This window comes from Acetobacter okinawensis, assembly GCF_002153655.1.
GTDB lineage: Bacteria > Pseudomonadota > Alphaproteobacteria > Acetobacterales > Acetobacteraceae > Acetobacter > Acetobacter okinawensis_A.
In genome coordinates this window covers 24,140-48,230 of sequence record NZ_JOPJ01000008.1, presented here as the reverse complement: position 1 = coordinate 48,230, position 24,091 = coordinate 24,140, and the positions used below count along the sequence as shown (strand labels likewise).

The 24,091-nt window shown below is 53.5% G+C and carries 19 protein-coding genes; 10 read left to right on the top strand and 9 right to left on the bottom strand.

All coding sequences use genetic code 11. From position 1 onward, the window contains the following. The first annotated feature begins 332 nt into the window (after positions 1 to 332). The 6 genes from epsC to HK26_RS05480 all read left to right on the top strand — a co-directional run bounded on the left by epsC (position 333) and on the right by HK26_RS05480 (position 6,591). Complete coding sequence (epsC, locus tag HK26_RS05505; protein ID WP_086638858.1) at positions 333 to 1,163, top strand: serine O-acetyltransferase EpsC; 831 nt, start codon at positions 333 to 335, stop codon at positions 1,161 to 1,163. Positions 1,164 to 1,402: 239 nt separating this feature from the next. Then, positions 1,403 to 2,767, top strand: coding sequence for a family 2B encapsulin nanocompartment shell protein (locus HK26_RS05500; RefSeq protein ID WP_086638857.1), 1,365 nt, complete (start codon positions 1,403 to 1,405; stop codon positions 2,765 to 2,767). After that, positions 2,754 to 4,412 carry a cysteine desulfurase gene (locus HK26_RS05495; protein WP_086638856.1) on the top strand — a complete coding sequence of 553 codons (1,659 nt, stop codon included), beginning with the start codon at positions 2,754 to 2,756 and terminating at the stop codon, positions 4,410 to 4,412. Before HK26_RS05500 ends, HK26_RS05495 begins: the two co-directional genes overlap by 14 nt. A gap of 3 nt (positions 4,413 to 4,415) precedes the next feature. Then, complete coding sequence (locus HK26_RS05490) at positions 4,416 to 4,835, top strand: YeeE/YedE family protein (RefSeq protein WP_086638855.1); 420 nt, start codon at positions 4,416 to 4,418, stop codon at positions 4,833 to 4,835. Further along, complete coding sequence (locus HK26_RS05485; RefSeq protein WP_086638854.1) at positions 4,832 to 5,257, top strand: DUF6691 family protein; 426 nt, start codon at positions 4,832 to 4,834, stop codon at positions 5,255 to 5,257. Before HK26_RS05490 ends, HK26_RS05485 begins: the two co-directional genes overlap by 4 nt. A 17-nt stretch (positions 5,258 to 5,274) precedes the next feature. After that, on the top strand, positions 5,275 to 6,591 hold the full coding sequence (locus tag HK26_RS05480; protein ID WP_086638853.1) for an Hsp70 family protein: 1,317 nt from the start codon (positions 5,275 to 5,277) through the stop codon (positions 6,589 to 6,591). 9 nt (positions 6,592 to 6,600) lie between these two features. Here the strand turns inward: HK26_RS05480 and HK26_RS05475 are convergent, their stop codons facing one another. Next, complete coding sequence (locus HK26_RS05475; protein WP_257640869.1) at positions 6,601 to 7,299, bottom strand: GntR family transcriptional regulator; 699 nt, start codon at positions 7,297 to 7,299, stop codon at positions 6,601 to 6,603. Positions 7,300 to 7,821: 522 nt separating this feature from the next. Between HK26_RS05475 and HK26_RS05470 the strand changes: the two genes are divergently transcribed. After that, on the top strand, positions 7,822 to 9,141 hold the full coding sequence (locus HK26_RS05470) for a cation:dicarboxylate symporter family transporter (protein ID WP_086638851.1): 1,320 nt from the start codon (positions 7,822 to 7,824) through the stop codon (positions 9,139 to 9,141). Then, complete coding sequence (locus HK26_RS05465) at positions 9,142 to 11,562, top strand: TonB-dependent receptor (RefSeq protein ID WP_257640868.1); 2,421 nt, start codon at positions 9,142 to 9,144, stop codon at positions 11,560 to 11,562. A gap of 371 nt (positions 11,563 to 11,933) precedes the next feature. Here the strand turns inward: HK26_RS05465 and HK26_RS05460 are convergent, their stop codons facing one another. Further along, a complete protein-coding gene (locus HK26_RS05460; protein WP_086638850.1) occupies positions 11,934 to 13,214 on the bottom strand; it encodes an MFS transporter in 1,281 nt (426 codons plus the stop codon). Between the two features lie 72 nt (positions 13,215 to 13,286). Here HK26_RS05460 and HK26_RS05455 point away from each other — a divergent pair, with 72 nt between their 5' ends. Beyond that, a complete protein-coding gene (locus HK26_RS05455) occupies positions 13,287 to 13,868 on the top strand; it encodes a TetR/AcrR family transcriptional regulator (protein WP_086638849.1) in 582 nt (193 codons plus the stop codon). Positions 13,869 to 14,004: 136 nt separating this feature from the next. On the opposite strand, the gene HK26_RS05450 is transcribed toward HK26_RS05455, so the two are convergent. Continuing rightward, positions 14,005 to 14,961 carry a PDR/VanB family oxidoreductase gene (locus tag HK26_RS05450; RefSeq protein ID WP_086638848.1) on the bottom strand — a complete coding sequence of 319 codons (957 nt, stop codon included), beginning with the start codon at positions 14,959 to 14,961 and terminating at the stop codon, positions 14,005 to 14,007. An 8-nt stretch (positions 14,962 to 14,969) separates the two neighbouring features. Beyond that, positions 14,970 to 16,031: an aromatic ring-hydroxylating oxygenase subunit alpha gene (locus HK26_RS05445; protein ID WP_086638914.1), complete on the bottom strand. Its 1,062-nt coding sequence runs from the start codon at positions 16,029 to 16,031 to the stop codon at positions 14,970 to 14,972. A 132-nt stretch (positions 16,032 to 16,163) separates the two neighbouring features. Here HK26_RS05445 and HK26_RS05440 point away from each other — a divergent pair, with 132 nt between their 5' ends. Continuing rightward, on the top strand, positions 16,164 to 17,048 hold the full coding sequence (locus HK26_RS05440; RefSeq protein WP_086638847.1) for a LysR family transcriptional regulator: 885 nt from the start codon (positions 16,164 to 16,166) through the stop codon (positions 17,046 to 17,048). Positions 17,049 to 17,306: 258 nt separating this feature from the next. Here the strand turns inward: HK26_RS05440 and HK26_RS05435 are convergent, their stop codons facing one another. The 5 genes from HK26_RS05435 to HK26_RS05415 form a co-directional block, all read right to left on the bottom strand. Next, positions 17,307 to 18,653 (bottom strand): DUF2169 domain-containing protein, encoded by a 1,347-nt coding sequence (locus HK26_RS05435; RefSeq protein ID WP_086638846.1) that lies wholly within the window; start codon positions 18,651 to 18,653, stop codon positions 17,307 to 17,309. 63 nt (positions 18,654 to 18,716) lie between these two features. Continuing rightward, positions 18,717 to 20,813, bottom strand: a complete 2,097-nt coding sequence (locus HK26_RS13190; protein ID WP_143296290.1) for a hypothetical protein — start codon at positions 20,811 to 20,813, stop codon at positions 18,717 to 18,719. A gap of 10 nt (positions 20,814 to 20,823) precedes the next feature. Continuing rightward, positions 20,824 to 21,219 (bottom strand): DUF4280 domain-containing protein, encoded by a 396-nt coding sequence (locus tag HK26_RS05425; protein ID WP_086638844.1) that lies wholly within the window; start codon positions 21,217 to 21,219, stop codon positions 20,824 to 20,826. A 46-nt stretch (positions 21,220 to 21,265) separates the two neighbouring features. Then, positions 21,266 to 23,521 (bottom strand): hypothetical protein, encoded by a 2,256-nt coding sequence (locus HK26_RS05420; protein WP_086638843.1) that lies wholly within the window; start codon positions 23,519 to 23,521, stop codon positions 21,266 to 21,268. Between the two features lie 55 nt (positions 23,522 to 23,576). After that, positions 23,577 to 24,089, bottom strand: coding sequence for an Hcp family type VI secretion system effector (locus HK26_RS05415; protein WP_086638913.1), 513 nt, complete (start codon positions 24,087 to 24,089; stop codon positions 23,577 to 23,579). Positions 24,090 to 24,091 lie beyond the last annotated feature (2 nt).

Here is a 24,091-nt window from a genome sequence, read left to right as displayed (position 1 = left end):
CAATTGTGCGTGTTTATGTTGACACACCATACAGGCGCGCTAAATTGACCACACGGTCCTGCCAGCTAAGGGCCACCCCCAAACGGTGTGACTGGTTTGCCCCCATGATGTTCCACAACCCCATGTGCCTGCCAGCCCGATGTCGGGCGTGCACCCCCACTGCGGACTGACACGGGCTACTCCCCCACCATATTTGATCCCGCATCCACACCGCCCGCCACAACGGGGCCTTTACGGCGCACCCGTATGCGGCTGTCAGACCATTCCGCCCCCACCCATGGGGCTTGAGACCTCAAGCCAGAAAATCACCCTACTGTTCCCAGAGGGGCATCATGGCAGACACAATGCTATGCCCGCACCAGAGCGCCACCACCCCGGATAGCACGCTGCGGAGCCAGCGGGTCTGGGCCACGCTGCTGCGGCAACTCCAAGCAGTACCTTACCCCCTTGCAGGTCAGGCACACACACCCACTACGGCAGACGCACTGGTTGCACATCTTGTTGCACACAGGCTGGGAGACCTGAGTATTCCCCCCGCCTCCCTGCTTGCAACGTGCCACCATCTTTTGCAGGGTGCTCCCGCCATCCTGAACAGCGCGGCACTGGACCTGCACGCCTATTACAGCAGAAGCGCGGAAGAAACCGACTACGCAGCACTTTTTTTATACAACAAGGGTTTTCTGGCCGTGCAGGCATACAGGCTGGCCCATGCACTGTGGCAAAACGGACAGCGCATGGGCGCATCATACCTGCAAAGCCGCATATCCGAAGTGACAGGAATTGATATTCACCCTGCGGCAACCCTTGGTCACGGGCTTGTTCTGGGCCATGGCGGCGGCATTGTTATTGGCGAAACAGCATTGGTGGAAAACAATGTTGCCATAATGTGTGATGTCACACTGGGCGGCACTGGCAAACAGGCAGGCAAACGCCACCCCACAGTTGGGCAAGGCACGCTGGTGGGGCCGGGCACGCAGGTCCTTGGCCCCATAGACATTGGAGAAGGTGCCAAAATTGGCGCAGGTGCTGTGGTTGTCAAACCTGTGCGTGCGTTCTCCGCTGTGGCGGGCAACCCTGCGCGCTACATAAACAGCCATACCACATGGCCTGTTTTAACAATGGACCTCTCCTTTCCCTCCATTGACTACCTGATATACCCATAATTTTTAGTGATATGAAATATTTAACGCCGACATAAAGTTTAATGTTGACCTGCTTTTTATGGGTGCTAGGCTGAACAGGCAAACCGAATCAGACCATCTGATTCGAAGCTAAAAAGGAGTATGACCATGTATTCTCCTGTTCTTTTTACAAAACGATGTTGATTGGCCACCAGAGCCGGAAAAAAACATTTCCATTACAAGACCTTTAAATACTTCCAATATATGAAAGACGATTTACCGTGTCTGAATCACAGTCTGTTCATGTGAGCAGCGCCTCGGCGCTGGACCGCAACCTGTCTGCCCGCCAGCTTTCCACCGCCCATGTCACCCGTGTGCAAAACCTTGAGCGCAGCCCGCGCTGGCTGCATCTGCTGCTGCCGTGGGTCAATGTGGGGGGCGGCGTCTTCCGTGTTAACCGGCGGCGCCTTGTATCCTCCCGCTTTGGGGGTGTTCTCTTTACAGGGGAAGGTGCGACCGTACATGCCGTGCCCGAAAGCCTGCGTGCCCTGCCCGGGTTCTCGCAAGCCACAGAAGCGCAGCTTCAGGAACTTTCTGGCCAGTTTGAACGTCACACCCAGCCAGATGGCGCAGAATTTGCCCTGCCCGCGAACACTCTGGCCCTTGTCGCCACAGGTGCGGTGCAGCAGCGCACAGGCAACGGGGCCGCACGCTTTGTGCGCCACCTGTTTGCCGCGCCGGGGCAGCATTTTGTTGTGGCGGCCGGGCCAGAGGGCAAGGGCCTGCAGGCCGTTGGCGCCACCACCCTGCTGACCCTCTCCCCCGAGCAGGTCGCGCGTAGCCCGTGGCTGCAAAGCGCGCTCACCCCCACCAGCCAGCCCGGCGTCAACCAGTATGGAGAGGCCGCCATTCAGGTCCTGTCCAGTGTGGATGGGGAGCCCAAACTGCCCACCACTTTTGTGGATTATCAGGACCACCCGCGCGAATACTATATTCACTCCATCCAGACCGTCCTGCGCACCCATACGCGCATTACCGACCTGTACAGCAACGAGTTTGACCAGCTACGCGAACAGGTGCGCGTGGTGATTGACGTTATCCGCGAGCGTGAGGAGTGGGAACTGCTCAACAACCCCGAATTCGGGTTGCTGAACGAGACCGCAATTGCCCAGCGCGTACCCACGCGCGGCGGCCCGCCCACGCCTGATGATCTGGACGAACTGCTGACAAAAGTGTGGAAAAAACCGGGTTTTTTCCTTGCCCACCCCAAAGCCATTGCGGCCTTTGGGCGGGAGGCCACGCGCCGTGGTGTGCCGCCACCGACCATTACGCTGTTCGGCTCGCCCTTTATTACGTGGCGCGGTATTCCGCTTGTTCCTTCCGACAAAATTCCCGTCACCCCCGATGGCCGGACCAGCATCCTGCTCCTGCGTGTTGGCGAGGAAGAACAGGGCGTTGTGGGCCTGCACAATACGGGGATCACGGGCGAGGTCGAACCCGGTCTTTCCGTCCGTTACAGTGGCACGGACCAGCACTCCGTGGCATCGCACCTGATTACACGCTACTTCTCCGCCGCTGTGTTGGTGGAAGACGCTATTGCCCGGCTCGATAACGTGCAGATCGGGAGCTATTATGACTACACCTGACACAGTAGCAGACCCACAGGGTCTGGCCCACCAGCGCGCAGTAGAGCAGGCGTTGCGGGATGTGCTGGGGCAAAGGGTGGCTTCGGCCACCCCACACCCTACCCTGCCCGCACAGGGCGTAGGGGCGCAGGCGCACACACCCTTTGCCTCTGGTGCGGATGCCTCCATTTACGAACCTGTCTGGTCCACGCACCCGGTTCCCCAACATGCCACGCAGGAGCAGCCCCCCCTGTGGGAAGAGCCTGCCACGTCCCCCTTTTTTAGCGGTGCGTTCACGCTCCCTGCCACCCCCACAGCAACGGCCGTGCCGGGCCTGCCCTCCGCCACGCACACTGCCGGGCCTGAGCAGGCGGTGCCGTATTTTCTGCGCCACTCAGCCGTGGCCACGGACGCCGCACAGGCCGCAGCCCACAGCCCGGCAAGGCCCGGTGTGGGGGGGTATGACGTTGCCCGCATTCAGGCGGATTTTCCCATCCTGCACCAGCGCGTGAACGGCCATAAGCTGATCTGGCTGGACAATGCCGCCACAACGCAGAAACCCCGCGCCGTTATAGATGCCACCTCCGCTTTTTATGAGCGGGACAACTCCAACATTCACCGTGCCGCCCACACGCTGGCCGCCCGCGCAACCGATGCGTTTGAAGGAGCCCGCACCAAGCTCCAGCGTTTTATTGGCGCGCGCGAGGCGGCGGAGATCGTGTTTGTCCGTGGCACAACAGAGGCCATAAACCTTGTGGCCCAAAGCTATGGCCGCGCCAACATTGGCGCGGGTGATGAAATTCTGATCACCACCATAGAGCACCATGCCAATATTGTGCCGTGGCAGCTGCTGGCCCGCCAGACAGGGGCGGTGCTCAAGGTTGCCCCGGTCAATGACCGGGGAGAACTGCTGCTGGACCATTTTGCGGCTCTCCTTTCCGGCCGCACAAAAATTGTCTCGGTCACGCATGTGGCCAATGCGCTGGGCACCATTAACCCCATAGAGCAGATTATCGCGCTCTCGCACGCGGCAGGGGTGCCGGTGCTGGTAGATGCCGCCCAGTCCTCCCCCCACCTGCCCCTGAACGTGGCGGCACTGGATGCGGATTTTCTGGTTCTTTCGGGCCACAAAATCTACGGGCCAACGGGTATTGGCATCCTGTATGGCAAACGCCACCTGCTGGAGGCCATGCCGCCGTGGCAGGGCGGTGGGCATATGATCCGCGATGTCACATTTGCACATACCGAGTTCCAGGGCCTGCCAGAAAAGTTTGAGGCTGGCACGCCAGATATTGCTGGCGCCGTAGGGCTGGGGGCTGCGGTGGATTACCTCCAGAGCATTGGTCTGCCTGCCATTGCCGCGCACGAACATGCGCTGCTGGACTACGCAACAGAGCTGTTTACCCGGCTACCGGGAGTGCGTATTATTGGAACCGCACAGGCCAAGGCCAGCGTGCTCTCCTTTATTGTGGACGGATACAGCGTAAGCGATGTTGCCAAACACCTTGACCGGCACGGTATTGCCGCGCGCTCGGGCCACCACTGCGCCCAGCCAGCCCTGCGCCGGTTTGGCGTGGAGGCCACGGTACGGGCATCCTTTGGCCTGTATAACAGCTTTGACGATGTGGATGCACTGGTGGCAGCCCTTGGGCGGCTGGTGCGCTAGGGTATGAGTGCGGCATGGCTGGCAGCACTGGGCGGCGGCGTGCTGATTGGCACAGCCGCCGTTGCCCTTATGGCGCTTGAAGGCCATATTCTGGGCGTAAGTGGTATTCTGGGCAATGCCCTGCGCCACCCTGCCCAACGGTGGCGGTGGGGTGTGCTGGCAGGGCTGGTGGCAACCGGCGGCCTTGCCCGCCTGCTGGGGGCAGAGGTGCCGCCCCTGTTTGCCCAGACCGGCTGGGGCCGCCTTGTGGCGTCGGGGCTGCTGATTGGCGCTGGCACAGCACTGGCCAATGGCTGCACCAGCGGGCATGGCGTTTGCGGGCTGGGCAACAGGTCTGGCCGCTCCTTGATTGCTGTTGCCATTTTTATGAGTGTTGCGGTGGGCACGGTCCTGCTCTCCCGCCTGTGGGGGTGGGGGGTATGACAATCCTGATCGCGTTTGCATGCGGGCTGCTTTTTGGTGGTGGGCTGTGGCTGTCCGGTATGGCTGACCCGGCTAATGTTCTGGGCTTTCTGGACATATCGGGGCATTGGAACCCCATTCTGGCCGGGGTTCTGGGTGGGGCGGTGGCCATGACCCTGCCCGGCTTCTGGCTGTTGCGGCGCAGGGGGCACACTGTGGCCGGGCAGGTGCTGCACTGGCCCCGCCGCTGGCCCCCCGATGGGCGGCTGGTTGCAGGCTCCGTCCTGTTTGGTGCGGGCTGGGGGCTGAGCGGCGTCTGCCCCGGCCCCGCACTGGTGCTGCTTGGGCTGGATGGCGTAAAAGCCGTGGTGCTCATCACCTGCATAGCCCTTGGCTGGCTGGGTGGGCGCTGGGTAAGCCAGAAGATAACCCGCACCACCTGATATATGGCGCACAGGGCATGGACAGCACGGCGCACCCGCCGTATTTTCCATTTGTCATGACTTCCTTATCCGCCCCTACCCGTATTGGTATTGATTTTGGCACGACCAACAGTGTCATTGTCATTGCGCGCCCGGATCGTACGATCCAGACCCTCCACTTCCCCACCCCGGACGCGACCACGAACGAGACATGCCGCACGCTGCTCGCCCTATGGCAGGAGATGGACGGGGGGCGGCGCGTGTCGCACCGTGCGGTAGGCGCACATGCCATAGAAGCCCATCTGGACGACCCGGCCGAAACACGGCTGATCATGTCCATGAAGTCCTATCTGGCGCAGGCCAGCTTCCGCGAGACGCAGGTGTTCGGCCAGCGCCTGACGCTGGAAAGCCTGATTGCCACCTTTTTGCAGGAATTGATGGCCCTTGGCGGCCTCTCCCCCGCGCAATGCCATGTCACTGTGGGCCGGCCAGTCCATTTTGTAGGCGACAATGCGGACGATGCGCTGGGCGAGGAACGCCTGCGCGCAGCCTTTGCACAGGCGGGCTTTGCGCATGTCCATGTCATGATGGAGCCAGAGGCCGCAGGCTGGCGCTTTATGCAGCGGCTGAACCACCCGGCCACCGTGCTTGTGGGGGACTTTGGCGGCGGCACCAGCGATTTTTCGGTCGTGCGGTTTGACCCGAGCAGCCACAACGCCACCCGCCCCCTTGGCCATGCAGGCGTGGGGCTGGCGGGAGACCAGTTTGATTTTCGGATTATTGACAATGTTGTCGCCCCTTTTCTGGGGCGGGAGAGCACATTCCGCATTATGGGCGGGGAACCCCTGCCCGTGCCGATTGAATGGTACCACGCGCTGGGCCGCTGGCACCGGCTCTCGCTCATGCGCACGCCGCGTATCCTGAACGAGATAGCCGATGTGGCCCGCACCGCATCCGAACCGGACAAGCTGAAAAACCTGATAGAGCTTGTGCGTGAGCAGCGTGGGCAGGAACTCTACAACGCCGTATCGGCCACCAAGCGCGCGCTGTCCTCCAGCCCCACGGCGCGGCTGCACTTCTCCCAGCCCGGGCTGGAGATTGACACCACACTCCACCGTGCGGATTTTGAACGCTGGATCGCCCCCGACATTGCCCGCCTTGGCGCAGGCATTGATGCAGCCCTGAGCGAGGCGGAACTAGCCCCCGAGCAGATTGACCGCGTGTTCCTGACCGGCGGCACATCCTTTGTGCCTGCGGTGCGCGCACTGTTTACCTCCCGCTTTGGGGAAGACAGGGTGGAACTGGGCGGGGAGTTTGTCTCCGTAGCCGAAGGGCTGGCTCTGGCGGGCGCATAGGCCCGTGGGTTACTGTTTTGGCCCGTTCTGCAAGGCCGAACGCAGGTTTTTTACGCGGTCGGTAATGTCCCTGTAGTTCAGGGCTTTTTCAACGTGGCGCAAATGCACGTCCATCAGGCGGGCTGCCTCGTCCGGGTTTCCGTTCTCCAGCGCGTCTATAATATCAGCATGCTCATGGCACGATTCATGCGCATCGTGGGACGATTGATACAGGGCGGCAATCAGCACCGTGCGTGTTGTCAGGTCCTGTAACAGAGAGCCCAAAACAGCGTTGCCAATTGTCTCGGCCAGACAGACATGAAAATGGCCCAGAAGATAACTCCGCCGGGCGCGGTCATTCTGCTCCAGCGCCTCGCGCTCGGCCATGACGTGCTTGCGCAGGGTTGCGATCTGCTCGGGGGAGACCCTGTCCAGCGTGACCAGCATGCCCACCTCCAGCGCGCGGCGGGCGTTTATGGTCTGGCGGGCCTCTTCCACCGTTGGCTCAATAACAAACCACCCCCGGCGGGGCAGCACCTCCACAATACCACGGGCCTGCAGACGGATCATGGCCTCCCGCACCAAGGTGCGGGACACGTTGAAGATTTCCGACATTTCCTTTTCGCCCAGACGCTCACCCGGTGCGATATAGCCCGAAAGGGCCGCAAAAATAATGCGGTCTTCTATGAGCCCCTGATGATGAATGTCATCATCCAACGCGCGGGACACACCGGCTCCGTGATCTTGCTTTTTTGTTTCCGCCATCAACTTTCTCAATCATCGGCCTGGGTGGCTGGGTCCGGGTGCGGCAGGGTTTTGTGTGCAGTCTGGTGGCGTTGCCTCCGGCTCCTCTCACCGCTGCGGACCTGCCTGTTACCCTGTGCGCATAAACACAAAAGAAGCCAGAGGCGGACATGTCAACACGGTCCCGCCACCTGCCTGAGATGAAATATCTTTAATATAAAGCAACGCCCCCTTAAATCTGGCTTTCTTGTTCATTTCCTATTCGATATAAAATCGGAATCTCAATTTATATCAAGCCTTTACTCAAAACCGTCCTCTGGCCCGGCTGTGGTAAAAAGCATATCCCGGCCCAGACCATTCCGGTATCGGATTATTTTTTCCTTGTATGCAAGATATGATTCCGTATACGTATCGATATCAGATCAGCTTGCATACAACAAAAACCACCTGCCAATCCGGCCCATACCCCGCCCGCCAAAGCGTTATTATTAAGGGACAACCACACTCATGAAGCTCCTGAGCGGCCGCTTTTTGTTCGTGCAGATCGTCCTGATGACCCTTATGGGCGGCGTGTGTGGCATTGTTTTTCCCGAGTTTGCACAGGATTGCCGCGTTCTGAGCGACCTGTTCCTCAAGCTGATCTCCATGATCGCGGCCCCGCTGATTTTCTGCGTGCTGGTGCAGGGCATTGTCGGGGCCGAGAGCCTTGGCACGGTCGGGCGGCTTGGCGTAAAGGCCCTGACCTATTTTGAGGCCATGACATCCATTGCCCTTGGCTTTGGCCTGCTGGTGGCTTTTGTGTTCCAGCCCGGTGCAGGCTTTACCCTACCCGCCCAGCAGGCAGGCACACCACACCCCGCAACGCATGGGGCGGGTAGCGTGGGGGAGTTTTTCCTGCATCTGGTGCCCCTTAACCCGGTCGATGCCTTCAGCCGCAACGATATTATTCAGGTTGTGGTGTTCGCCATTATTTTTGGCTGCGCCATGCTGGTGGTGGGCAAGCCTGCTGAGCCGGTTGCGCGCCTGATTGACGCACTGGGCAGTCTTTTTTTCCAGATCATGGGGTTTATCATCCGCCTTGCCCCTGTGGGCGTGTTTGGGGCGGTCAGCTACACCATTGCGCATTACGGCCTGTATTCGGTGATGCCGCTGCTGGCGTTCCTTGCCTTGTACTTTTTGTCCGTTCTGTTTTTTGTGTTTGTTATTCTTGGCATAACGCTCAAAGTTTTTGGCAAAATCAGCATTTTTTCTCTCCTGCGTTACCTGCGCGAGGAAATGCTGATTGTGCTGGCCACCACATCCTCCGATGCGGTGCTGCCGTCAGTCATGAGCAAACTGATCCGTATGGGGCTGGGGTCCAGAACAGTCGGTATTGTTATTCCTGCCGGTTATTCCTTTAACCTTGATGCCCTCTCCCTCTACCTTGGTCTGTCCATCCTGTTTTTAACACAGGTTGCCCATGTCACCCTCAGCTGGGGGCAGCTTCTGCCGGTTATTATTACCGCACTGCTCACGGCCAAGGGCGCCCACGGTGTGCCGGGCATGGCCATTGTTATTCTGAGCGCAACACTGTCCATGGTGCCGCAAATCCCCGGTGTTGGGCTTATTCTTCTGGTTTCGGTCGACTGGTTTGTCGGTATCGCCCGAGCGTTTGGCAATATTGCAGGCAACTGTGTTGCCGCATGTGTTGTCGCCAGATGGGAAAACGACATTGATGACCTCACGGTTCAGGCCATCCTATCCCATCGCAGCACTTCTCCGGATACCTCCGCAGACCTCAAGCATGTTTTAAAAATCGCTCAACATGGTAGCCCTGAGGGTGAATGAATGTCCCGTTTTTTTCAGTTCTCGTCCAAATCGTTCCCACTTTTCTCGCGGATGACAACAGTTATGCGCCCTGCACGTCGCCCCGTACCGCTTAAAGTGCTTCTGTCGTGTTCCACGCTGGCTCTGGCCACGTCCTGGGTGGGGGAGAGTGCCGCCGCAACCCAGAGCGCACCGGGCGCACAGGCCCATGCGGGGCACGCCAAAGCGGCTGCCACCACACAGCACAGGGCCGCACGCAAACACGGCACGGGCTCGCTCTCCGCCAAGGATGGTGAGAATGTGGATGTTCACACAAGGCGCGACCCGTTCCGCAACCAGCAGCATGTGCCGGATTCTGCTACGCGCATAACCGCGCAGGAACTGCGCGAGCGCAACGTGCGGCAGATGACCGACCTGATCCGGGTTGCCCCCAACCTGACCATTCAGCCCTCCAACGGCTCGGCGGGGCTCAACTTTTCCCTCCGTGGCGTGGGCATGGCCGACCTGACGCAAAACAACGTACCTTCGGTCATGCCGTATCTGGATGACGTGGCCCTGCCTGTGAGTGTCATGACATCGGGGATCATGTTTGACATGGACACGGTGACCGTAAACCCCGGCCAGTCCGGCTTTACACATGGGCAGACCACCACGGGGGGCGAGATCAACTTCCACACCGCTGACCCCACGCGCACCTTCCATGCCGGTCTTACCGAAGATATTGCCAGCTATGGCCGCAACCGGGTGGAAGGTTACCTGTCCGGCCCGATTGGCAAATCCCTCTCCTACCGTATTGCCGGGCAATCCCTGACCGGGGGCGGCTTCCAGCACAACAGTCAGGGTCAGGGCTTTGGCAATGCCGATATTGGCGCATTGCGCGGCAAACTCCGCTGGCAGCTTGATGACACAACACGCCTGGACTTTGGCGGCCACTGGACAACCGACCAGTCCGATGCCCCAGCAGGTGCGATCATGACCAACAGCTACGGCATTAGCCCCAACACGGACATCATGCAGACCAACTGGGGGCTCAGCCCACAGTTTGCCAACATGATAGGTGTGAACGACAAAAACCAGAAACCGCGTGAGAACAACCTGTCCTGGGGTGCCAATGTGCGGTTTACCAAAGATTTTTCGTGGGCAAAGCTGACGACCCTCAGCGCGTATGAGATGCTGGACGAGCACGAACTGTCCGACCAGACAAATACGGTTGGCGCTTACGGCAATATGTACCGTAACAACCAGACCAACTTCTTCTCGCAAGAGATCAAGCTGTCCTCCAACAATGCGGCGGACCGCTTTCAGTGGCTGGTGGGCATGTATTACAACCGTGGCCGCACGTCCGATAACTTCTGGTACGACATGTCCACCCGCTATGCGGCAACCGACAAGGGCCTGTATTTTTACAAAACCGCTTATGGGCAGGAACAGCAGACCTTCAACCAGTTTGCCCAGCTTTCCTACCGGCTGATCAAGGGTTTACGCCTGATTGGCGCCATCAGCCATGAATCGGACGACCGCCGCCTGACCAACCTTGTTGGCACCACCTACTCTGGCGCGGCCGCAACCAAAAGCATAGCCTATGGCTCCAGCGGTGCGCTGGCCAACCAGTTTTCTGGCCGTGTCGGGCTTGAATACCAGATTACGCCACAGTTCATGACCTATGTGGACTTCCGCCGTGGCTTTAAACCGGGTGGTTTTTCGGCCAACATGACCAGCACACCCGAGCAGTTGCGCCCCTTCAAACCCGAGCAGGTGCTCTCCTACGAAGGGGGCTTCAAATCCTCCTTCTTCAACGACAAGGTGCAGTTTAACGCAGCCGGTTTTTATAATGACTACCGCGACCAGCAGATGCTCGGCAGCATTGTGGTGCCTGTTTATGGTGTGCAGGGCGCTTACGTTAACGCCCCGCGCTCCTATATTTATGGTGCGGAATTCAACACGCTTGTCCGCCCGTTCCGGGGGATGACGCTCAGCCAGAACTTTGGTTACCAGCACGGTGTTTACAGCCAGTATCAGGGGGTTAACAAATCCGCCACCACCGCACTGTATGACCAGACACACCAGTGGACCGCCGTTAACACAAACTACAACAACCAATCCATGGGGCTGGCCAACCTGACACTCAGCGGTGCTGCCACCTACACATGGAAGCTCCTTAAAAACTACCAGATGACATTTGATGTCGATTACAGCTACCGCGGCGCACAGACACAACCACAATATATTGGCATGGGTGGTTACTACCGTGCTCCCGCCTATTTTCTGGTCAACAGCTTTTTGACTTTTGCCGCACCCGACCAGCATTGGTCCGTAACAGTTTACGGCCAGAACCTTGCAGACCGCCACTATTGGCTGTCAGGGGGGACACAATCGACCTTCTACTCCGTCATCCCCGGCAACCCCCGCTTTGTCGGCGCCAGAATGAACTTTACCTACTGAGCACTGCAACGGGCATTGCTGCACCGTAATTTAAAATAACAGAGGACAGCTATGCAAAAATAAATTACGGAATTAAAAACACCATAAAATATCTTGTATTTTCACAATTATTTTTCTTGAAATTATAGTCCGGATATGGTCTTTTACGCTTGTGTAGTAAAACAGTAGTGAGCGGCTACTGGTGTTATTGCCAAACGATACAACGGGCAAGGCTCACCTCTGGTGGGCCTTGCTTGTTTTTACCCCTCCAATAAGCATGGCCGCAAAAATCAGCACCGACCACTACATTCGGGTGGGCAGGCTGGATATTCAAACAGCGCGCACTTTGCCAAACTCTTCCAATCCCCCATGAGCTTTTAAAAAGAGTGTGGTCAGGGTTGCTGATGGAGAACTGCAACACCCTGCGCTGGGGACCGCCCGATCCGCAGGGCCATCAGCGCAGCGACCACACCGGCAAACCCGGCCATTACCAGCATGTCACGGTAGCTTCCCTGTGCCTGCCGCAGCACACCCGCAAGCGACGCGGCAAGGGCCGCGCCAATTTGGTGGCCAAACACAATCCACCCGAATACGACCGGCGCACGCGCCTCGCCAAAGGCTGCATTGGCAAGGCGCAACGTCGGTGGCACCGTAGCAATCCAGTCCAGACCATAAAACACGCCGAACAGAGTCAGACTTGCACCGTGAAAGTCCACAAACGGCAGCGCCATCAGCGACAGGCCGCGCAGTCCGTAATAGGCGAAAAGTAACCGCCGCGCATCCACCCGGTCGGTAAGCCAGCCCGAGGCAGTCGTGCCGAACAGGTCGAAAAAGCCCATGAGCGCAAGATACCCCGCCGCCGGGACCGCACCAACACCGTGGTCGGCACAGATTGCAATAAAATGCGTGCCAATCAGCCCATTTGTCGTGAACCCGCACACGAAGAACGTCAGGAACAGCAGCCAGAAATCCCGCGTCACCATCGCTCCACGCAAGGCCGATACCGCAATGCGCAACGGATGGCCCGATGGGCGCGCGGGAGGGGCATATCCTGCCTGCGCCCCATGCGGCACCAGCCCCAGACGCTCGGGGTGCTCAGGCAGGAACAACGCCACGAGTGGTGCAAGGCACAAACACACAACCGTCACAGCAACAATGGGGCCGCGCCAGCCATATGTCTGCGCGAGGGATGCCTGCACGGGCAGGAACAGTAGCGACCCCGTGGCCGTGCTCGCCGCAAGCAAACCCATGACCATGCCGCGACGCGCCACAAACCAGCGATTAACAACCGTAGCACCCAGCACCATGGCAACCGCCCCCGTGCCAAGACCGGTCAGCAGGCCCCATGTGAGAAAAAATTGCCACGGCACTGCCATAAACAGCGAAAGTCCGGATGCTGCACCAATCAGCAGGAGTGCGCCGACCAGCGTGCGCCGGATGCCGATTGACTGCATCAGCGCCGCCGAGAACGGCCCCACAAAACCGTAAAGAAAAATACCAAATGCTGCGACCGACGAGACCGTGGCCCGGCTCCACCCCAACTCCATTTGCAAAGGCATCATCAAAACACCGGGCGTTGCGCGCACGCCTGCCGATGCCAGCAGGGAAAGAAAAGTGAGCGCCACGACGACCACAAAGACGGCACCCTTGCGGATGTGAAGGTTTCTGCTCATATGACTGACCGGTAAGTTACAATATACCCAGCGTAGGTACCGGTCGGTAACATCGTCAAGCGGAAATATGCCATGAAGCGACCCATCACCGGCGTCAGCGCCGCCGAACGTATTCGAATCTCAGCGCGCGAACTGTTCTATAGCAACGGAATACGCAGTGTTGGTGTTGAGGAGATCGTGCAGAACGCGGGCGTTACCAAGCCATCACTCTACCGCGCCTATGAGTCCAAGGACGGCTTGGCGGCGGTTTACCTTGATGAATTTTACCGGACCTGCCGCACACGCTTTGAGGACGCCGAGGCCGCCTGCCCTGACGACCCGCGCGGCCAGCTCCTTACCTATTTCGACGGTCTGGCTGAACGGGCCTCCCACCCGGCCTATCGTGGCTGCGGGCTGACAAACGCAATTGTAGAGTTCCCCGACCGCAACCACCCCGTCCGCAGGGAGGCCGCACGACTGAAGCAGGCAATGGCCGACTGGATTGCCTCGCGCGTTGCACTACTGAACGCCCCCGACCATGAGGCTCTGGCGGCTGGCCTGGTATTGCTCATGGAAGGCGTATTTGTTGCCGGGCAGGCCTTCGCACCGCCCGGCCCGGGTGCGCGCGCTGGCGTGGTGGCCCGCCTCCTCCTGCGTGATGCGTCCACGTTATAAAGCCCCGCTCTGCCGGGAGTGCTACGTTTTTGCTCACGCCTTCATGGCAGATGTTGACGCCGGAATGTCATGTCGTGTGGTCTTTGCGGATCAACGCTGCAATGGATGTTTTTTCCACAAAACATACGGCAGAAGTTTAAATATCCAGAACCAGCCGCGGTGATTTTGAGCGCGAACAACAGATTGCCATCTGATTACATGCCTCACGTTCAGCGGCACTGAGTACAACGTCCCTATGATCGGGCACGCCTTCAAGAACACGGGTAAGGCACGCGCCACACATGCCCTGCTCGCACGACAGTGCAACGGGAACACCATTTTCCATCAGCACCTGGGCGATCGTATCCTCAGCCCCAACAGTGAAGCATTGACCAGACGATGCAAGCTGCACAACAAACTCGTCCTTGCCCGTGTTGCTCAAAGCACCTGCAGGGGCCGCACGAAAGCGTTCGCTGTAAAGCTGCGTCGGGGACCACCCTGCTTCAGCCATACGTTTTTCCAAAAGCGTGAGAAAACCCTCAGGCCCGCAGGCAATAATGGCTGTGTCGGGGGCAGGTTGCAGGAGGTTTGCCGGTACAGATTTTCGAAAACTGGCACCTTCATCACTGAGGTAAAGCGTTGTCACATTTTTTAAAGTGCCTGAACTCACTTCGTCAAGAAAAGCGACAGATGACCGGCATCCCTCGTAATGCGACCATTCAACATGACTGCCGTTGGAGACAAGCCAGCGCGCCATTGTGATGATGGGCGTAATGCCGATCCCCGCAGAAAAAAGAAGATAGCGCCGCGCATTGGGCAATTTGAACAGGTTGCGTGGCTCCGAGACCGTGACCTGCGCGCGTACCCGCAGGTCAGTATGAAGGGATAGAGAACCACCTTGCGAACGCACATCCCTGCGCACACAAATCCGATACACGCGCCGCTCCATGGGGGAACCACAGAGCGAATATTGCCTGATTTGACCAGATGGTGTCCGGACATCGATATGTGCTCCCGGCGCAAAAGGGGGCAGGTCATTACCCTTTGGGCAGATCAGTTCGATATCGAGGTTGTTGTCACCATTGATGCGAATGGCCGAGACGATCAGTTCCATGGCAGGTATCAGGCGACAAAGAACTGGCTAAGGCCCATCTCACGTAGGCCCCTGCGATAATTGATCGAGCTTCTATCCGCCGGGATATGTGCTTCCAAACGCGGATCAAGCGGCAGGTTTTCCGGCTTTTGTTGTTCGACCATTGTGGCGTCTTCTTCAAAAACCTTGCGATTGAAGTCATAGACCTCCTGCACAGGGCGATCCGTATCAAAGTTCCGGGCAATCGGGACAAACAGACGCGTTTTCCGTGCTGAAACCGGCGAGGCCGCATTGAGGATGGAAAGACGCCCCCCTTCGGGAAAATGAACGGTCAAATGGGCGGTAAAAGGCAGATGCGCACGAAAATGCCTCAGCCATAGAAAATCCTTGGGTGTTTCATCCTGCTTGCCATGCGGATAATTCCCAACGGTGCTGTAATATTCCGCCTCAAAACCAACCGCTGTCGGCCGGGTCTCATAAGACGGCACAAGGGCGTTGTCCGGGTCTGCAAACGTCTCGGTGTGAATAAAGGCAAAATGCGCGACATCAAGAAACCCTTCAACCTGCCGCCCCGCAAAGCCCGCAATATCAAAGGCCGGGCAGTTGATCTGCTGGAATCCCGCATCGTCCCAGTGCGGCATGAAGGGGACATCGGCGATTGCCCCCTCCTCGCCGGGACTCAGGCACGTCCATACAAGCCCGTAACGCAGCACAACCGGGTAGGATTTCAGGTTCAGCTTGCTCGGAATACCGTTATCAGGATGTGCGGGTACCTTAATGCACTTACCGCCCTTTCCGAACTGAAGCCCGTGATAGGGGCAGCGCACACCCTTGCAATCACGGTTCGTGCCAAGTGTCAGCGGAACACCGCGATGTGTGCACAACTCGTTCGCCACGACAATGTCATCATCGACCTTATAAACAACCAGCCGCTCATCCAGCAGGGTCGCCCCAACAACGCCGTCCTTCTCCACATCTCGGATGAGGGCCACAGCGTACCATTGCCGCGCGAGAATACGCCAGTCATCTGGGTCAAAAGTGCAGTTTCTGGGCAGGTCAAGCGAAGGGGCAGATACTGTAAGGGTTGTCATGTGCCGGGTCATCCTATGCAGAAGCTACTGAGCGACTGGAAGCATGCGGACCGACCGTGTAAACTTCAAACATCATTTTTTTGATTTATCATTGAGAAAAAGAGAACGCTCGAAGTGCAGCCTTTCTCCCGAATGCTGATCTATTTTGTCGAGGTCGCCCGACAGGGCTCTGTCCGCAAGGCATCAGAGCACCTGAATGTCTCAGCATCCGCGGTCGACCGCCAGATTCTGGCAGCGGAAGAAGATATGGGCGTGCCACTGTTCAACCGCCTGCCAAGTGGCATGCGCCTGACCTCGGCAGGCGAGTTCCTCCTTCGGGGTGCGCTCGACTGGCGGAAGGACTTTGCAAGGATACGCGAGCAGATTGACGATCTGGAGGGTTTACGCCGCGGAGCCGTGCGCATGGCCGTGATCGAGGCCCTGGCGCACGGCTTTTTACCCCGTGTTATTGCAACAATGCACGCCCGCTACCCCGGCATCGCGCTCGAAATCTGTGTGCTACCTAACGACAGTATTGCGCAGAGCGTTGCGCAGGGTGCGTGCGACCTTGGGCTGTTGTTGAACCCTCAGTCCTCGCGGGACATCACCGTGCGTGCGTTTCGCGAAATTCCGCTTGGCGTGGTCATGCCCCGTGGGCACAGATTGCAGAGCGCCAAAACCCTTCGGTTCAATCAGCTTTCGGAGGAAAATGTCATACGCCCAGTTGACCCGCTGGAGATTGCCGAGCAGTTCCGCATGCTCGAAGTCTCGACCGGGCTGAAAATCAATTCTGCTCTGTCATCCAACAATATCGCCGTAATCCGCTCTCTGGTTGCTCAGGGAAGCGGCGTTTCTGTCCTCAGCCAACTTGATGTCGCTCAGGCGCGTGATGAGGGCCGTTTAAGTTTCGTGCCACTGTCAGATCCCGGCTTGCGTCCAACCACTCTCGCACTCTGCCATGCCCGGAAAGGGTTGATGTCCAGCGCTGCTGCCTTATGTCTGCGCTTTATAGATGAACAAAAGTCGTGGACAGCTTAACCTTTTCATCTGCCTGATTGTACAATCACCAGACGTGGTGCGCATCATAGGGAAAAGCCCCATTGGGGGAGAGATACTGCCGCACTGTCAGAGCAACACATACCCCCAAACAGCAGGAATGGGAGTGCGACTACTCAGATCACTCCCTATTCTCATACCCGCATAAGCGATCTGTTAGAATAATTGCTGCTCACTACAGTTGTCCTGACCTGTACCGAGCAGCCTATTACACGATCAAAGAAAATCGTTAACCCAACATCAGTCTTTCAAATAAGGCTTGTATAAATGCCCATAATCACGATCCAATGCGTCTTTCAATTCTTGCACGTGCTCGACCAATGGACCTATTATGCCTTCGGTATCAGACGCGTTTCTGACCGTATTTTTTAAATCTTCTGGAATTTCCATATCTTTCAAAATATCATCGATATTCTTTTTAAGAATAAGTTCTTCTGCAACATTTTTTTCGTTCTCAGACTTTATGCGTTCTTCCTGATTTTTTTTAATTTGTTCATTGATTTTATCTTTTGCTATTTTTTCATGACTTAATTGTTCGTTTTTTTCTTTTTCCACTTTAGTGAAAAATTCATCAGCCATCTGTTGGCGGCTACCACCTACAGGCCACATTTCGCATACAAGGAGTTCTATATCGTCTCTATTCTCTATCTCAGGCAACGGAGCACGCCATAAGATAGTCAGCTTTTCCTGATCGGGCTGGGCAACAATGGTATCCAGCTTAAGCGCTACAGCCTGTGCCTGTGTCGCACCTTCGGGGATCACGGCAACAAAAGGAATCTGTTCGGGTAATAAGGCAGCAAAAATAGGATGCTGAGGGTGCATGTTGGCAAAACGCATCACCTCGTTACCATAAGGCTCCCCCACAGCCTGCTGCCCTTCAGGTGCAGCATTGGCTGAACTCGGGTCAAAATCCACAGGCGGTAACGGAGCACGGAACAACATCCAGCGACGGTCTATTGTTCCCATTTTTTTTTGTCTGGAATTAAAAAAAACAGGTTCTGGTGCCATATTTACAGGCTCAACCGAGCGTACAGGGGTCCATGGCGGATCATCTACCCCCTCAATCATCGGGAGTGTATAAAGTGCTCCGGGGCAATTATCTGGTCTGGGCTGCGCATCCATGCCCATGCCAAACGGATTACGTGGGTCATCCAGCCCCCCCGCACTAAACTCCCAACGCAAAGGGAGTTCAGCTAACGGAGCTGGCGGCGTCACCTCCCACTCCCCTTCGGCATCGACCATTGCAACGCGAGGACCAATAATGCGCATTTTTTTTTCCATTGGGCCAAACTGAAAGCCAACCATGGATTGCGGCAGAGCGTTGCCTTGCGGAGCAAAAAAAGATCCTAGAATAAGAAAATCAAAATTGGGCTTGTATCTTTCCATGTCATTTGACCAAGCAAGACTGCGCCCAATATCGTCCTGATAAGGTAAATCAGCAGAAAAATCAGAACAATCCTCCGCCAGTTGAGCAGGAAGATTCTGAATAAGGTTAAAACTCGCTTTGACAATAACAACGGGCGGCTGATCTTCTGCGCTGCGCTCTAAAACCGTAACCTTACATGGTGTTTCATTGATAACTTTCATTGTATTTCACCCAATAAACCAGAACGATCAAAAAAAATAACAGTATGAAAAGTATGAATATTTTTATACCCCTGAGGGGGGCTGCAATTTGGCTGCACCAGCAGTCGCCTCATTTGAACTGGAAGTCAGCTGGTCCATTGAGCCAGGCGCCTCTTCGGCAACATCAGCAATAGTTTGGCCAGCAGACGCAGACTTTTCGAGATCAATCTTCTCAGCCTTTTTTCCTGTTTCAGCTACTTTAACAGAAGTACTAGAGATATTAATATTCTTATCTGAAGTCATGTTTATCATATTATCTGAAGAAATTGTAATAACTTCCGTTGCACTACATGTATATTTACTACCCTGAATATGAATACCCTTGTCATCAAGCGTCATGAGAGAACTTCCTACAGAAATTACTATTTTATTTTCCTTAACCTCAATTTTTGATTTTCCATTAATTATCTCAATTTTATCCTCATTTATGACAATGCCAGTTGTTGGATGTGCTTTTGAAGCTGCTTCATCTAATTTTTTCCGATGATCTGAATATTTTTTATCTCGAAAAGATTGCTGTAGAGTGCTACAAATTGCCAAAACAGCCAAACAGGTAGCTTGCAAAACAGAGGCTGCAGCTGAGAGCTCTATTGCTGAAAAATTAAAATCTTCTTTTTCTTTCTCTTTAAGGGCATAATATTCTTTCTTATTAGCCAAATCGTATTCTTTTTCTTTTTGTTCATTGTATCCTTTGTCTTTTAGAGACTCTGCATTTTCTTTTGCTTTATCATAATTGTCTCTATTTTCACGCAGAGCATCTTTCTTTCTGTTCAACTCCTCTTTTTTTTCTTTTACTTTATTTCTCGCTGAAATTAATTCAGATCGTTTTAAATCTGCTTTCTGACGTTGCTTATCCTTATCCCAAGCTTCTGGAGTATAAGCTCTACCTCCTGCCGCATTGAATTTTTCAAGTGCTATTTGTTCTTTTATATCTTGCGATTTTGATTCTTCTTCAGCTTTTTTTTCTGCCTCTTCCAGTTTTTCTAATTCATCCTCTACTCTCTTTACATCACCTTCTGATTTATTCATTTTGTTTTTATATTTTGTTGCTTTTTCTTCTGCTTTTTTCGCATTTACGTATGATTTTTTTTCATTAGCTTTTATTCTGAGTGCCTCAGCATTGCTGTCTCCATTTTTTTCTGCTTTTGTGGCCTCTTCATCTGCTTTTTTTGCATAAGCACCCGCCCTTTCTGTGCTTGAATTTGCGCTTTGTGAACGCGCATTGCTTCCAGAAGTAATATTTACAGACACAGGGAGGCTCGTGTAGACCACAAACTCTAAAATAGATGTGCAACTAGCCAAAATAGTCGTTAAAGTATTGGCATACCTAAATATTATTGCATCTTCTACTATATTTGGCTCAAATTTATCAACTATTAATTTTATAGACTTCTCGGATATAATAGTTTTATTCTCAGAAAGCTCCCTCGCATCCTTTCCGGTTTTTAAAAACCAATTATCTTTACTGGCAGTTGTAAAAGAAAAATACTTACTTATTCCAGATTGTGAATCAGATTCACCCGGAACTTTCTTAAGGTTTGAACCCCATGAATAATTCAATTTACCGGCAAGGTTCCAGGCAAACCCCATAGCGGCAGACAAAGACAAGGATGTACTTAATTTTGTAGATGATGAGGCAGAAAGTGCAAAACTTTTACTAGCCCCAGCTTCCATTTTTACATCGGCCCCAAATGACCACCGAAAATCCAATCCGGGAGTACTGTATTTTATGCTACTAACCCGGTTTTTTTTCTTATCATTTAAAAATGTGTATTGTAAATTCCGTGATGCTTTTGTTGCAACATTCATTGCACTCATATTTATTTTGGGAGATACAATATTAACTTTATCTAAAGCATAGAGTAATGCGCCAAATTTTTCTGTATAACTTTCTGTCCCCTCTTTATCGTCTGGGGTAAGTATAAATTTATTAATTTCCTTACCTAAATCACCTGTTTTCGGCAAAGACAGTTTATCTTCTACGTTTGGGTCAGGCATACCCATACGAAAATAATACCCATAGCTCAGAGCACTGCCATGAGATTCCTGAACAGGAACAGAAATAGAAAAACTATCTTCCACTTCTGGAAGTATTATTTCATTTTTATTATTTTCAGACATCACTCTGCCTCTATTTGGTGGTCACTTGTGTTTGAACAGGATTAATGACAGATATCTCGCCCTGATAAATACACCTGCATTTACTCGTCGTTAAAGCCACACAACAATTACCATACCGCATAACGGTTGAAACCGGCGCCCACTTTGCACCAACTGTCATTGGCGTACAGACCTGCGGCTGGAGCACTCCCGAAGCGGCCGCAGTAGCAGATGCAACCAGTGGGTTGACTAGACTGCTGCATTTACCAAACATTTTAATATTCACATAAGGAACGGTCATGTTGTCTAGAGCAATCTGTTTACCCTCGCATGTAGGGTAGATTGGTAAAGGCGTCACAAACAACAGGTTTGTTGTATCGCCAAAACTACATTTAAGTTCACTACCTGTTAGCAAAGGTTTGGACATAGCACACTCCTACAACATAGACATAAAGATCAATAAGTATAAACACCTATATTTTTTTTCTCGAGTAGTTCATTCTTATTGATACCCCCCTGTGGGTTTGCAATATGCTTTGTCTTTCATTTGCAAAAATTGCTTTTTGTTGCGCACCAATTTCAATATCAGGAGTTGTGCCGACAATACATGGCGCATCTGGATTACCCTCCTGAAAAGCAACCAGGACATCAGTTCCATTAATCAGCGGAATATACAATCCTGGGCTGTCATTGGTTTTGCAGCCACCAGAAAAAGCAATCAGGGGCACGGGCAATGTTTCCCCCACCTCATCACACGTAGAATTAAGAAAATGAATAGGAAACGGATATTTGATTTTATAATACCCATATTTATCAATGACTGGCACAGCATCGTCATTCTCCCCACCACAAACCTGTGCGCGCATAAGACCGGGAATGAAAACATCCCTGAAATTAGGCGGCAAACAAAAAAATGGGTTCTCCTGCATTTTTTTAGTCACGGCATGTGCAGTCATGGACAATGAATTTTCTGAATAACCCTGCTCCATTGCAGGCTTAAACTTAAGCGGTATGCCTGCCACTTCTGGCAATACAAAAACCAGCTTTAACTCTGTTCGCATTGGAACAAATGTTAATCCACTTTCATCAGACGCATGACCATACTGATCGCCTAATAGACTACCTAGAAAATTAGCATCATCACTATTTGTATCTACAGAAATTTTAAAAGGCTGGCCAACTTTGAGCGTATAGTTTTCCGCCGCAAAAGGGGAGATAAGGAGCTTACCTTCTATAACGAGAGATTTTGCATCAATCTCGTTTTCCCTTAAAGCGCATATATATTGTGTTTTTGCCTTATATTCATCCGAAATTATTTTATCCATATCACTTCTGGACTCTTTTATTAACTGCTCCATTTCCTCATCTGATATGGGACGGTTTTTATGTTCACCATCTACGCTCGCATCTTTTTTTGATTTTTGCTTCATAAAGTTAGCAGCATTCTCAATACATGCTGCGCTCAGAAGTGTTAAACTTATTTCTTCATTATAACGCCAGTAATCAAAATAGTCTCGCTCAGCTTTGCCGCTACCATCTTCAGCAACAGGTTCCTCACTTCCTCCCATAATCAAAAGGGAAGACATGGATAAAAACATATCGCGCAAATTCTGTAATTTTACTTTGCTTTGCTGTACATTCCTGGAAGCAGACACAAGTTTAATAACGCCGTTTAGCTTACTGCCACGTGGGTCGACAGAGAGTTCAAATACCGGTATTTCTTTATTCGAAAGATTTTGTGGTGATAAATTGGTAAATCTGATTTTTTCATAAAATTCTTTTGCAGAATCCTGCTCTATGTCTTTTTCAGCATCAAGTGGGGGAAAGTAACCAACCCAGTAATAACCATAACGGCACCCCATCCGGGACAAAAAATTGGCGTCAGTTTCATCAAACTGCGTTGCCATATTTACAGATGGACGAAATTTATTATCATCAAACCATAAAAAATCCACATCTGCTTTTATATTGCTTTTTTCTTCTGATATTAAAGAATAATAGTACGAAATCATCATTTCGATGCTATCATTATTCAGACTTTTTTGGAGAGATTTCTGCGTTAACGCATTAAACTCTTCTTTTAATGTTCCCAAGTTCTGCTCTTTGCCCGCATCCGACGTGCCAGAACCTCCCCCTGCCGCGCTATTTTGTGCGTCGCCCTGCTCTTGTATCTCGCGGTAAGATTCTTCTGTCTGGGTATTCTTCAAATCCACACCGACATAACAGCATCGACGCATGGAATGTGTCAGCAGTTCCTGAACAGAGGCTATACGGGCGCGATAATAATACCGGCACAGATCATCTGTTTGATTGTTCTCAGATACAACAACAATACCACGGCTTGTAAGTTCCGCTAGGTAGCCGCTCATATAGTGCTGCGTTTTAGCCTGCTCTGCTGATCCAGCGGGCTGAATGGAAGAAAACGCTATAACAGCACGAACAGTGTGCCCTTTATCGCCTGTCAGAATTTTTTCCATATCCAAAGGATAATAGGAAAAAAAATCCACTTCGGCGCTAAAAGGCACTGAGACCTGTTCGGAAATCGTCAAACGAAAGAGTTTGGCTTTATTTTTTTTATTATCGGAATCATCAATACCGGATGCAATGATCGCTTTTTTGGGCAATTGAAGCATCACACTATGCGGTGTGCGGCCTGCCTTGTCCTCCAGTGGCTCAACACAGTTGAGCCACACCAAATCATCCGATGAAGTTGTTTCCGCTTGCGTCATGTTATTCTCGAACTTTGCTCAATACTGCTACAGGCTATGCACTGTCACCCAAGCTTTAGGCTTTGGGTTTGCGCCAATCGTCAGACCCTGCCGTGCCAGCAATATCGTGCGTTACATCGATTTTACGATACGTGAAGGCCAGTTCATCCATATCCCGGTAAGGGGCATTGTTGGGTTCCAGCGCAAGTGGCGTATGCGCCTTGTATTCCACGGCAACGGCATCGGTAAATTTGACGGTGTAATATTTTTCCTGCCGTCCTTGCGTGGATGTCCGGAAAAATGTGGCTTCAATCTGCAGTACTTCGCCCGCAGCAATCGCGGAAAGCAGCAGGGGGGAAGATTTATCAACGTATTTAATCAGTTTTGCAGGCATATGCACACGCTGCCCGGTCACCTGACCGCTCTGTGGGTCACGCGGCAGAGTGACATGATACGTGAGGGACTGACAGAAAGCCTCGTCTTCGTGGCCTTCTTGATAAATATTACCAACACTGTCCGCCGTGAAGGCGCCCTTGGTAATTTCGCCCTGAGTAGCACCTGTGATTTTGACATAGAGAGGCTGAGACATAA